Origin of the sequence: Phaeobacter italicus, assembly GCF_001258055.1 — a bacterium.
In the GTDB taxonomy this organism is placed as follows: Bacteria; Pseudomonadota; Alphaproteobacteria; order Rhodobacterales; family Rhodobacteraceae; genus Phaeobacter; species Phaeobacter italicus.
Window position 1 is genome coordinate 15,478 of sequence record NZ_CVRM01000007.1, and the last position, 12,198, is coordinate 27,675.

A 12,198-nucleotide genomic window follows, 5' to 3' on the forward strand; every position below is an offset into this window, starting at 1 on the left:
TTTCTCAGGTGCTGTGAAAACGAATGCCCTCACCGCTGATCTCTGCAGCGGTGAGGCGCCCTGTTGCGTAGGCACCGGTATCAATTTCCACTCGGCCCCCGATCATTCGGGGCTCGGGAACGATCCAGTGCCCATGCACCACCCATAGACCATCAGTACGCTCGGTGCTGCGCGCTTCGGCCGCCCCCCACAACAGATCATCGCGAATCTGGTTGTCGAAACTGCGGGCAGGGTTGGCCCCTGCATGAGCCATGAAGACATTTCCACTGATCGCACCGCGCGGCAGCGCGCGCACCCAGTCTATCAGCTCCTCGCCCATTGCATCGCGCAACTGTGCCGCCGCGCGGTGGTAATCTTCAGGCGCAGAATGGGCCGTGACCCCACCGACCCCAAAACTCGCCAATGTCTGCAGACCGCCATTTTGCAGCCAAAATGCACCATTTGACGCGGGATCATCGAGAAAATCCAACAACATGGCTTCGTGGTTGCCCATGAGGGATGTGATATCCGGCCGCCCCATAAGTCGACGCAGCACTGCCGCGCTTTCTTCGCCCCGATCCACATAGTCGCCGATGCAGACAATCGGCACGCCTGGATCGAATTTTTCCATAAGAGCTGCCAGCAAACGATCACATCCGTGGATGTCGCCGATGACGTAAAACCGCAACTCAGGTGCAAAATCTGCAAATTCTTGTGGCTTCGCCCATAAATTAGTAAATAATTCCTTAATCATGAGCAGTGCTCCTTGGGGGTCTGACGCGCTGAACCGGCGAAGTGCCGGGCTAGTGTTAGGCAGGGTTGGGAGCCGTGTGAAGAACGCACTGCCAAAAAATGGCGGGCAACATTGAGGCTGGGCAGGGATGCGGGCAAGCGCATGTCTTCTATTTGGTTGTCTGAGCATGCTCGGCGGCCCACTCGTGGCGACCCGTGGTCCCGCGCAGACACTGACGACCTATGGGTCGCCCGGCCTGATCGACATGCCAACGGCAGAGGTCTTTCCTGACGGCACGCTGGCGCTGACCACCGCGAACTTTGAAAACACCAGCCGCAACACGCTCGCGTTTCAGTTTTTGCCGTCCGTTTACGGAACATTTCGCTACAGCTTTTTGCGTGACTTCGACTCCGGTGTCGGCCTCAGCCGATACGATCGCAGTTTTGACATACACTTTCAGCTTCGTGAAGAAACCGCCCGCGGACCAGCCATCGCACTCGGCCTACGCGATTTTGGCGGGACCGGCATCTATGCGAGCGAATATCTCGTCGCGACCAAACATCTGGCGCCGTCCGTTTCTGTGACGGGTGGTATCGGGTGGGGGCGTCTGGCCGGGCGCGGAGGCCAACGCAACCCCTTAAGCGTTCTTGATGGTCGCTTTGACACGCGCCCCGACTCCAACGCTGGTGGGATCGCGACAACGGGTCAACTGGATTTCGGCAACTGGTTCCGAGGCGATGCGGCCTTTTTTGGCGGGGTGAAGTGGGATGTGAATTCTCGCCTGACATTGACCGCCGAATATTCCTCTGATGATTACGCACCAGAAGCGCAGCGTGGTCTGATCGACGTTCGGTCTCCGATCAACCTTGGTGCAACTTATCGCTTCGACAACGGCGTATCTCTGGGGGGATCCTATCTGAACGGCTCCACCCTCGCCCTTCAGCTGAGCTATGCCTTCGATCCGCGCAAACCAAAGGCTCCGGGAGGACAAGGGGCAGCGGCTCCCGCTTTGCTCCCCAAGGAGCAGGTGGCACTGGCCTCCTGGAACCTGCCAGGAGATGGCACCAGCCCCGACAGCCAGGTCACGGCAGAACTGCGCCGCAACCTGAAAGGCCAGGGCCTGCGTCTGATCGGATTTTCGCAGAATAAGCACCGAACCGATGTGACAGTTGAAAACCTTCGGTATGGCGCAGGCGCTCAAGCGGTGGGGCGAACTGCCCGCGTTCTTGCCAATACGCTGCATCCTGAAATCGGGACCTTTGTCATCACGCTTGCCGAGGACGGGGTGCCGATCACCACAATCACCAGCCAGCGCGACGATCTTTATGCACTGGAAACGGATGTGGACGGCGCATGGCGCAGCCTGGCACGCAGCCAGATCACTGACGCCGCGCCGTCGATTTCAGGGCAGGATCAGGCTGCGGCTTTTCCCGCCTTCACCTACCGATTTGCGCCCTACACCCAGCTGTCGTTCTTTGATCCCGATGAACCGCTTAGATACGAACTTGGCGCGCAGCTTGAGGCAGATTTCCAACCTGCGCCCGGGTTCACTTTCTCCGGCCAGTTGCGCCAGCCTGTGATTGGCAATCTCGACAACGACACGCGCCCGTCCAATTCGGCACTGCCACGGGTTCGCTCCGATTGGGGGCGCTATGCTGCGGACTCCGATCTGCGGCTGAGCCACCTGACAGCAGATTATCAATGGCGCCCGCATGAGGATGTATTTGCCCGTGTGACCGGCGGCTATCTGGAGCAGATGTTCGGCGGGCTGTCAGCCGAGGTTTTGTGGTTCCCCGTCGGCAGCAGCCTCGCGCTAGGCGCAGAACTGAACTACGCCAAACAGCGTGATTTCGACGGCAAACTTGGTTTTCAGGACTACGACGTCATGACCGGTCACGCTTCGGTCTATTACAAAACGCGCGGGGATTATCACGTCCAGGTCGATATGGGCCGGTATCTTGCTGGCGACTGGGGAACAACCCTGACTGTGGACCGAGAGTTCAACAATGGCTTCAAGGTCGGAGCCTTTGCAACGATGACAGATGTCTCCTCTGCCGAGTTTGGCGAAGGATCTTTTGACAAGGGGATCCGGATTGAAGTTCCCGTTTCCTGGTTCACTGGCAAGCCATCCCGCAAGAAGGTGACGCAGGTCATCCGCCCTGTCCTGCGCGATGGCGGCGCGCGATTGAACGTTCGCAACAGGCTCTATGAAACGGTGCGTGACAACCGCGGCCGTGAACTCGCGGCAGGATGGGGGCGCTACGCACGATGATCTTGCCTCACCGCGCAATCCGAACCGGCTTTGTCGCCAGCGTCCTTGGCGTCTTGGCCGCCTGCACAAATGGCGAAGCAGAGGTTTTGCCGTTTCAGGCGCTGACCAGCCGGGAGGCGCCCAGCCACAAGGCCCATGTCACTGCGCTGGCGCAATCTGGACAGCCACAACTTCAGGTCAGCATCCCAAAGTCCAGCCGTGGTGGGCTCATGGTGAGAGAGACCCAGCGGAACGGGCTGACAACCTGGCTGTCCGCTGATGGCGCGAGCCTCCAGACGCGCAATGGCCTCCTGCAAGCGACCCGTGGGCTCGGCGCGGGGCTGATGGCAGTCGATGATGCGCAATCCGCTCGCCTCATTCACGCACGAGAGACCGGGCAAGCGCTACGGTTTCACAGCTTTTTGTCCGGAAACAACACGATCCAAACCCGCAGCTATCATTGCGAGATCACCGATCGTGGCGTGAGAGAGCTGACTATTGGGGATGAGACAGTCACAACTCGCCTGATGGCTGAAACCTGCGCCAACGGCGAACAACGTTTCTTGAATCTCTACTGGCTGGACGACGCAACGCATCAGTTGGTGCAAAGCCGCCAATGGTCTGGCCCATACCTCGGCAACTTAACCACACGTCTGCGGAGGGCCACATGACAGCGACCACCCCGTCCATAACGACAAGATCCGCTACCGGAGGAATACCAATGCGCCTGATGACCATGATCTGCTGCGCCGCGCTCGCTGTGGCGGGATGCTCGACAGTTTACCGCAGCTCAGACGTCATCCCCGGATCAACGGATGGCACCCAAGTGCGCGTTGTTCCCCTGACCGGTGAGACCGTCATCCAGGCCAACCGCGCGCCATATGCGCCCCAATCGCTGCCCTCTGCCTTTAGCCAAAGCGCAGGCACAGGTGCAGGGCTTGCAGGGCGCGGGGTCGGCGTTCTGCCGGATGCGCCATCCACACAGGCCGGTGCCCGCAATCAACAGCTGGTTCTGAACAGCCCTCCCCCGATTTCCCCTGGCGCCTACCGCATTGGCGTTGGTGATGTCGTGATGCTGGCGACCCCCTCGACCGGCAACACACTCGAAGCCATTTCAGGGCTTCTTGCCGCTCAGAACAGTCGCAGCGGCTATACCGTTCAGGATGATGGCTCCATCAATATCCCTGACGTTGGCCGGGTCAGAATTGCTGGCCTCACGATCGAAGACGCCGAAGAGCTGCTGTTCCAGCGGCTGGTCGAAGCACAATTCGATCCGACCTTCAGCCTTGAGATTGCTGAGTTCAACTCGCAGCGCGTCGCCATTGGTGGGGCGGTCGGCAAACCTGCGGTTCTGCCAATCACACTGACACCGCTTTACCTCAGCGAAGCGCTGGCCGCTGCCGGGAGCGTCGCTGCCGCAAATATCGATGTGACCTCGGTGCGGATTTACCGGGATGGTCAGTTGTATCAGATCCCGCTGGCTGATTTCTATTCCAGCCCCGATCTGCAGAATATCCGGCTGGTTGCCGGTGACTCGGTTTTTGTCGACAGCGATTTTGATCTCAATCGCGCCGAACGCTTCTTTGAACAGCAAATCCGGTTGAAGCAAACCACACTTGCAGCACGCGCTCAGGCTCTGAGCGAGCTGAACACAGCTGTCAGCCTGCGTCGCAACGACAACGCGGAACGGCGCGCCAATTTCGAAGCCCGCGAAGCGCTTGGTGCGAGCGACCGCGACTATGTCTACCTGACCGGAGAGGTCGACAAGCAGACACGCTATCCTCTGCCCTACGAACGGCAGGCCTCTCTGGCTGACGCGCTTTATGATGCGGGTGGCGGCATTGCTCGCGAAACCGGGGACGTGTCGCAGATCTACGTTTTGCGGGCGTCAAGCGATCCACGGGAGTTCGGCGCTGTCACAGCATGGCACCTCAATGCATCCAGTGCCGCCAATCTGACGCTGGCCACCCGGTTTGAACTGCGCCCGGATGACGTGATCTTTGTCGCCGAAAATCCCGTGACGAAATGGGGTCGAACGCTGCGCCAGATCACTCCGTCCCTCATCACGACGCCCGTCGCGGCTGCGGTCAACTAGACAAGAAGGCATCCGTCATGCGTGATCTCTTGGCTGTCACATTCGGTTTGGGCATCGCGTTAGCCGGGCTGCCCTGCCCCACGTCTGCAATTGCGCAGGAGCAGAGACAGGAAGAGCTGGATTGCGAGGATGAACGTAACGCGGAAGAAGAGGCATGCCTGTTTGTTCAGGGGTCGTCCTCGGCCGAGTTCGCCCCCTTGATTGCCCCGGTTGTTGGACTTCTGGGCCTGGCGCTGATTGCTGGCGCCGGGTCTTCTGGCTCCACCAGCACGGTGAGCACGGACTAACCGGCGATCCAGTCGGCAGCGCGCCGCAAATCTGCGAGCATATCAGCCCGCGCCTGTTTGACTGCCGCGGCATCAGACAAACGCAGAAGAAATGACGGATGCAAGGTGATCAGGACAGGCAGGCCATCGGCACGCCATTCTACCCGCCCACGTCTGTCGGTGATCGCTTTGCCTGATCCCAACAGGGCCTGCGCCGCGCTGGCGCCCATTGCAACGATGAGCCGTGGCTGAACTTGCGCGATCTCTGCGCGCAGCCAGGGATTGCAGGTGGCGATTTCATCCTGGCTTGGCTTTTGGTGCAAACGTTTGCGCCCGCGCGGCAAGAACTTGAAGTGTTTGACGGCATTGGTCACAAACGCCTCTTCCCGCTTGAGCCCCGCTTCGGCCATCAACAGATCAAACAACTGCCCCGCCGGGCCAACAAAGGGGCGGCCCACCAGATCCTCGTGATCACCGGGCTGTTCCCCAACAAACATCAGCTCAGCGGATTGTGGCCCCTCTCCCGCCACCGCCTGTGTCGCAGGCTTGTGCAGCGGACACCGGGTACAGGCGCTGATGGCAGAAGGCAGATCTCCGCCGGGGGCCTGCCAGTGGGGGTTTGCCTCTGGTAGATTTGCCTGGATCCGCTCCGCCCGCAGTGGCGGCAGGGTCGGCGCGGCCGCCGCCATTTCGCGGGCGCGTGCAGGTGCATTTGCGATCAGATCAGGAATCGCCGCCGCCTCAGGCATGTTTTTCCAATATTTCTTTGGCATCTCTGATTGCATGGCCTGAACCTTTAGCCGCGCAGGGTTAAAGATGTTGCGGAAATACGTGACCCAGAGCTGTTCGCTTGCATCGTCGGGCAACTCCGGACGGGGCTGCCCCGGTTCAAACCTCAGCTTACCGCCCTCGAAAATCGCGGACACATCCGGGGTGAGGATCCGCCAATCCATATCGGCAAATCGCCTGACAAAGAAATCAGCAGTGGGTTCGACGGTATGATGGCTTGGCTCGAACCACGCCGCAAAAGACCTGCGCGCTGCATCAGGCTCTCCAATCTCGCGGAAGCGCACGAAGGCTTTCATCTTGTGCTGGCAGCGGGACACGTTCTTTTCCATTCGCCGCAAGACGGACAGATCGGCATCACCGCGATCCTGCATGTGCGCACGGTCTGAACGCAGGCGCCACAGAAACGCATAAAGCCTTGCAAACCGGCTGGGATCACGGTGCCAAACCACCTTGTCAGCCATAGAGATAAAGCTGCGTGGCACTTTCACTTGTCCGCTTGGAGGTTTGGCCGCATCTGCCCCAAACAGATCTGGCGACGCACTGTCATCTCCCCACAGAATCTGATCGGGTGGGACGTTCTTTGCCAAAAACCCGCGCGCCGCCTCGCGCCAGGCTGTGGCGGCACCTATTTGAGGGATCTCTGCCCGATACATCAAAACAACGACAATTGCTGCGGCGGCGGCGCAAACCGCGCCCGCAGATCGACACTGTCGGTCAGCGCGCCGGGGCTCCAACCACCCGCCACCACAAAAGCACGCGCCTTTTTCATCGACGCCCCCATCCGCGCCAGATCCTCGTAGCGCAATGTCCGATGTCGACGGGTCGACAGAATGCGGGACACGGTTTTGACGCCGAACCCCGGAACCCGCAGCAGCATTTCTTTGCTGGCCCGGTTCACATCCAGTGGAAACACCGCGCGATGCGCCAGCGCCCAGGCCAGCTTTGGGTCGATATCAAGATCCAGATTGCCATCCGGCGTCACAGATGTGATTTCATCCAGCTGAAAATCATAGAACCGCAGCAACCAGTCGGCCTGATACAGGCGATGCTCCCGCTGCAAAGGCGGCGACACCAATGGCAGTTTGGCTGAACTGTCTGGAATGGGCGAAAACGCAGAATAGTAAACACGCTTCAGCTTGTAGCTGGAATAAAGGCGCGTCGACTGTCCCAACACTTTGGCATCGTTGGAACCATCCGCCCCGATAATCATTTGCGTGGACTGACCAGCCGGGGCAAACCGCGCTGGACGCTTGCCCGAGAATGACCTGTCTCCCGCAGCCTCCTTTCTCAGCCGCACATCACCCATCGCCTTGCGAATTTGGGATGGGTCTTTTTCCGGCGCATGCTCTCGCACGGCTGTATCGCTTGGCATTTCCACGTTGATGGACAGGCGATCGGCCAGCAGGCCCGCCTCCTCAATCAACTCCGGCGCTGCATCCGGGATCGTCTTGAGGTGGATATACCCACGAAAATTCTCTTCCTGCCGCAGCTTGCGGGCAATCTGCACCATGTCGGCCATCGTCGCGTCAGGAGAGCGGATAATCCCTGACGACAGGAACAGACCTTCAATGTAGTTGCGGCGGTAGAACTCAATAGTGAGCTTGACCACCTCATCCACCGTAAACCGGGCTCGCTGCACGTTCGAAGAGACGCGGTTCACGCAATAGGTACAGTCATATATGCAGAAATTCGTCATCAGGATCTTGAGCAGGCTGATACACCGCCCATCCGGCGCGTAGGCATGACAGATGCCTGTACCTTCGTTTGATCCCAGCCCCTTTCCATCCCGTGAATCCCGTTTCGTTGATCCGGAGGAGGCGCAAGATGCATCGTATTTCGCTGCATCGCTGAGGATGGCGAGTTTTTCTTCCAAAGATTGCCGAGTCATATGTTCTATATATGTTCACGCCAACGGGCGGGCAACTCAATTAGAACAAACCGGGATCAGAACCTGCTCTAACCTGCGATCTTCCCCCACAACCCTGTCCGCCTACAGGCCCAGAATGCGCCCGCGACGGCGCTGAAATTGGCCAGCACGGCAGCCGCAAGGATGCCGGAGTATCCCACCATCCAGACCCCGATCCAGGCGACTGGCACGTAAACTGCAAAGATCCGGAACAGACTAAGCCCCATTGACCACACGGCCTTGGACCTCGCATTCATCGCTGCATTGGCAGTCACCAGAATGCCATAGCCCAGAAAGCTCCAGCTCACGATTTCAAGATAGCGTGCGGTGTAACCCGCCGCCTCGCTGTCTGATGCGATAAAGCCCGCAATCGGGTCAGCAAACAGGGTGAGCAGAGCGGCCACCAGCACACCGTAGGCTGCGCAAAACATCCAACTCTGTCGCACCGCCTCACGCGCGCGATCTTCGCGCTCCGCTCCCCAGTTTTGGCCAACGACCGGTCCGATCCCCGCCGAAAGCGCAAGCAGCGGCACGATCGAGACGGACTGAACCCGCTGCGCAGCGCCAAGACCCGCCACAACCGTATCCCCAAGCATCGCCGCCGCAGCGGTCACCAGTGCCATGCCTGCAGGGTTGATCGCATTGGAAAAGGCCGCGGGCAGTCCGACCCGGATGACCTCTCGTACCGATTTGGCCAGATCACAGAACAAGTCTTCGGGCCACCAGAGCACACCTTTCTTGACTGCGTAGATATAGGCCCCGACAAGGGTAACTGACCGGGCAATCGCAGTCGCCTGCGCGGCGCCTGCCGTCGACATTTCGGGGATGGGGCCCAAGCCATAGATCAGAACCGGGTCCAACATGATATTCAGCGCCGCAGCGATGGACATCACGATGGCAGAGGTTGCACCGTCCCCATGGGCACGAAAGACCGAGTTCAAAAGGGCAGTTCCAACCAGAAACGGAAAGGACAGCGCCCAGAACGGAACGTAGGATTTGGCCTCGGCCAGGACATCGTCACTCGCCCCCATCAGGCCAAAAATCCATCCCGCACCGAACGCAAACAACACCGCGATGACCATCGCCAGCGCAACACCCAGAAGGATTGCATGCACTGACAGGCGGTTGGTCTCCGCCTCACTGTCATCGCGCCCGATGCTCTGGGAAATCGCGGCGTTCGCACCAGCGGACAGGCCGATCGACAAAGACGTCACTGCGGTGGTGATCGGGTAAATATAGCCGACCGCGGCCAATGGTGCCTCGCCCAGCTGGCCCAGGAAATATGCGTCGGCCAATCCAACGCTCAGCACTCCGAGGATACCCAGCGACATCGGGGCCGACACTGCTGCCAATGCACGCCATACCGGCCCTTGCCTGAGATCTTTGGATGCCAAACGCCTTCTCCTTTTCCTGCGCAGGCGCAGCCCTGCCGAGAGCGACGCCATAGAGAGCAGAACGCCCAAGGCACGGATTGGTTCCCCAACATTGCTGACTGGTGCTGCTTGCCTCTGTCGCTCGCATCTGTGGCTTGCCCACGTGGCAGGCGGCCTTACTTAAATCGAACAACGAAAGAATGAGACCCCCGTGCCCAGCCTGCCTGTCCGCTCTCCTCAGGAATTGCTCCATCCCCGGCCCGCCGGCCTTTACTGCCCGGCGGGAGATTTCTACATCGACCCGGTTCAACCAGTTGCGCGAGCCCTGATAACGCATGGCCACGCCGATCATGCGCGGGCCGGTCATGGCACCGTCTGGGCCAGCCGACAGACCCTCGACATCATGGCGATCCGCTACGGGGAAGATTTTTGCCAAACCCGCATACCGGTCGAAGACCGCGTGGATATCGCAGAGGTTCGGGCGACATTTACGCCGGCCGGACATGTGCTGGGGTCAATGCAAATCACGGTGGACGACGGCAACACAGCCATCACTGTTTCAGGCGACTACGCACGGGTCGACAACCCGGCCTGCGCTGCATTTGCGCTTGCGCCCTGCGATGTCTTTGTCACCGAAGCAACCTTTGGCCTGCCCGTCTTCAATCACCCCAGTCCCCAATCAGAGGTGGAAAAGCTCCTGCGTTCGGTAGCTGCTCAACCAGATCGCTGCCATCTCGTGGGGGCCTATGCGTTGGGAAAGGCGCAGCGTGTCATTGCCCTGCTACGGCAAGCGGGCTGGGATCGACCGATCTACATACATGGCGCCTTGCAGCGGTTGTGTGATTACCACATCGAACAGGGCATCGACCTGGGAGAGCTGCGCCCTGCAACAGTCAAACAAGGCAAGGACGCCTTTAAAGGGCAGATCATCCTTGGCCCCCCATCGGCCTTTGCAGCGACTTGGGCGCAGCGGTTTCCAGACCCGGTGATCTGCTTTGCCAGCGGTTGGATGCAGGTTCGGGCACGGGCAAGGCAACGCGGTGTTGAGCTGCCGCTGATCCTGAGCGACCATGTCGATTGGCCCGACCTGACCCGCACCATTCAAGACCTCTCTCCCCAAGAGGTTTGGGTGACACACGGACGCGAAGATGCGCTGGTACGCTGGTGCGAGCTGAACCAGATCAAGGCACGGCCCTTGCGTTTGGTCGGCTACGAAGAGGAGGCCGATTGATGCAGGAGTTTGCAGAGCTGCTCGAAAAACTGGCCTTCACCCCGTCGCGCAATGGCAAGATCGCCCATCTGAAACAGGCCTTCAAAACACTGCCCGACCCGGATCGCGGTCTGGCTCTTGCCGCGCTGACCGGGGATTTGGCTCTGCGCAATGTCACCCCGTCCCTGCTGCGCGGGCTTGTCGCAGACGAAACTGACCCGGAACTGTTTCGCCTTTCCTATGATTTCGTGGGGGATCTGGCGGAAACCGTGGCGTTGATCTGGCCGCACAGCACAGAACCCGAAGATCATTCGCTTAGCGAGGCAGTAGAGGAGCTGGGCAAAACCGCCAAGGCAGAATTGCCCGCACTTATCATGAGGCGGCTTTCGTCCATGACGCCAACGCAGCGCTACGCTTACCTGAAGCTTGCCACAGGCGGGTTGCGCGTGGGCGTGTCAGCTCGGCTCGCCCGGACGGCCTTGGCTCAGTTCGGCTCGGTCCCGGTCGAGGAGATCGAGGAGTTGTGGCATGGCCTTTCTGCCCCGTACCTTCCGCTTTTCCAATGGCTTGAGGGCGGGGATAAACCCGTCAACCTGGCAGCGGCCCCGTTCCGTCCGGTGATGCTGTCTACACCCACGGATCTGGACGATCTGTCAGATCATCCCCCAGTGCAATTCGTGGCGGAATGGAAATGGGATGGCATCCGGGTTCAGGCAACAAATGAAGGCGGCACGCGGCGGCTGTATTCCCGAACGGGCGAAGATATTTCCAACGCCTTTCCAGATGTTGTTGATGCGCTGAATTTCGAAGGCACGCTTGACGGCGAATTGCTCATCAAACGCGGTGACACGGTGGCCCCCTTTGGCGATCTGCAAAAACGCTTGGGTCGCAAGCGGGTAGGCAAAGCAATGTTGGACAGCCACCCAGCTGCACTGCGCGCATATGATCTGCTGCTTTGGGACGGCCGTGACATGCGCAGCCAACCGTTTGACGCGAGGCGCGCGGCCCTTGGCGACTGCATCGCAGCGCTGAATGATCCCCGCATCGACCTGTCTGCGCTGTTGTCTTTCTCCACCTGGGACGATCTGGCCCGCCTGCGGGAAAACCCGCCCGAAAGCGTCATCGAGGGTGTCATGATCAAACGGCGAGACAGCGCCTATATGGCGGGACGCAAGCGGGGGAATTGGTTCAAATGGAAGCGTGACCCAATGCTGGTGGACGCGGTCCTCCTTTACGCGCAACGCGGACACGGCAAGCGATCGGGGTATTATTCCGATTTCACATTCGGTGTCTGGCAAGAGGGTCAGCTGGTCCCCGTGGGCAAGGCCTATTTCGGCTTTACCGACGCGGAACTGAAGGAGCTGGATCGATTTGTCCGCAACAACACCACTGACCGTTTCGGCCCCGTGCGCGCGGTGAAACCTGAACTGGTTGTTGAAGTCGCCTTCGAAGGGCTGAACGCATCCAGCCGACATAAAAGCGGTGTCGCCATGCGATTTCCACGCATCAACCGGATCAGAACAGACAAACCCGCAGCAGAGGCGGGAACTTTGGAAGAGTTGAAAGCATTTCTATAGGAACCGCGCTCTGCCGCGC

The 12,198-nt window shown here is 59.7% G+C and carries 10 protein-coding genes; 6 read left to right on the plus strand and 4 right to left on the minus strand.

All coding sequences use genetic code 11. From position 1 onward, the window contains the following. Positions 1 to 4: 4 nt before the first annotated feature. A complete protein-coding gene (locus tag NIT7645_RS02535) occupies positions 5 to 901 on the minus strand; it encodes a metallophosphoesterase (RefSeq protein WP_242656164.1) in 897 nt (298 codons plus the stop codon). On the opposite strand from NIT7645_RS02535, the gene NIT7645_RS02540 reads away from it, so the two are divergent. The 4 genes from NIT7645_RS02540 to NIT7645_RS02555 are packed head-to-tail and all read left to right on the plus strand — an operon-like array spanning position 900 to position 5,345. Beyond that, entirely contained in the window at positions 900 to 2,984 is a 2,085-nt protein-coding gene (locus NIT7645_RS02540; RefSeq protein WP_242656165.1) for a YjbH domain-containing protein, read from the plus strand. The genes NIT7645_RS02535 and NIT7645_RS02540 overlap by 2 nt on opposite strands. Further along, positions 2,981 to 3,634 carry a YjbF family lipoprotein gene (locus tag NIT7645_RS02545; protein WP_074964344.1) on the plus strand — a complete coding sequence of 218 codons (654 nt, stop codon included), beginning with the start codon at positions 2,981 to 2,983 and terminating at the stop codon, positions 3,632 to 3,634. The genes NIT7645_RS02540 and NIT7645_RS02545 overlap by 4 nt, the downstream gene beginning before the upstream one ends. Before the next feature lie 50 nt (positions 3,635 to 3,684). Continuing rightward, positions 3,685 to 5,058 (plus strand): polysaccharide biosynthesis/export family protein, encoded by a 1,374-nt coding sequence (locus NIT7645_RS02550; protein WP_008563472.1) that lies wholly within the window; start codon positions 3,685 to 3,687, stop codon positions 5,056 to 5,058. A 17-nt stretch (positions 5,059 to 5,075) separates the two neighbouring features. Beyond that, positions 5,076 to 5,345, plus strand: a complete 270-nt coding sequence (locus tag NIT7645_RS02555; RefSeq protein WP_037303191.1) for a hypothetical protein — start codon at positions 5,076 to 5,078, stop codon at positions 5,343 to 5,345. On the opposite strand, the gene NIT7645_RS02560 is transcribed toward NIT7645_RS02555, so the two are convergent. From NIT7645_RS02560 to NIT7645_RS02570, 3 genes are all read right to left on the minus strand, one after another. After that, positions 5,342 to 6,766: a UdgX family uracil-DNA binding protein gene (locus NIT7645_RS02560; RefSeq protein ID WP_008563432.1), complete on the minus strand. Its 1,425-nt coding sequence runs from the start codon at positions 6,764 to 6,766 to the stop codon at positions 5,342 to 5,344. The two genes, NIT7645_RS02555 and NIT7645_RS02560, sit on opposite strands and share 4 nt — an antisense overlap. Continuing rightward, entirely contained in the window at positions 6,766 to 8,001 is a 1,236-nt protein-coding gene (locus tag NIT7645_RS02565; RefSeq protein ID WP_046212238.1) for a putative DNA modification/repair radical SAM protein, read from the minus strand. Before NIT7645_RS02565 ends, NIT7645_RS02560 begins: the two co-directional genes overlap by 1 nt. Before the next feature lie 68 nt (positions 8,002 to 8,069). Next, positions 8,070 to 9,413 (minus strand): MATE family efflux transporter, encoded by a 1,344-nt coding sequence (locus tag NIT7645_RS02570; protein WP_008563367.1) that lies wholly within the window; start codon positions 9,411 to 9,413, stop codon positions 8,070 to 8,072. Positions 9,414 to 9,603: 190 nt separating this feature from the next. Here NIT7645_RS02570 and NIT7645_RS02575 point away from each other — a divergent pair, with 190 nt between their 5' ends. Together NIT7645_RS02575 and NIT7645_RS02580 are read left to right on the plus strand one after the other, a co-directional pair. Beyond that, on the plus strand, positions 9,604 to 10,623 hold the full coding sequence (locus tag NIT7645_RS02575; RefSeq protein ID WP_008563544.1) for a ligase-associated DNA damage response exonuclease: 1,020 nt from the start codon (positions 9,604 to 9,606) through the stop codon (positions 10,621 to 10,623). Beyond that, complete coding sequence (locus NIT7645_RS02580; RefSeq protein ID WP_050686029.1) at positions 10,623 to 12,179, plus strand: cisplatin damage response ATP-dependent DNA ligase; 1,557 nt, start codon at positions 10,623 to 10,625, stop codon at positions 12,177 to 12,179. The genes NIT7645_RS02575 and NIT7645_RS02580 overlap by 1 nt, the downstream gene beginning before the upstream one ends. The last annotated feature ends 19 nt before the right edge of the window (positions 12,180 to 12,198 follow it).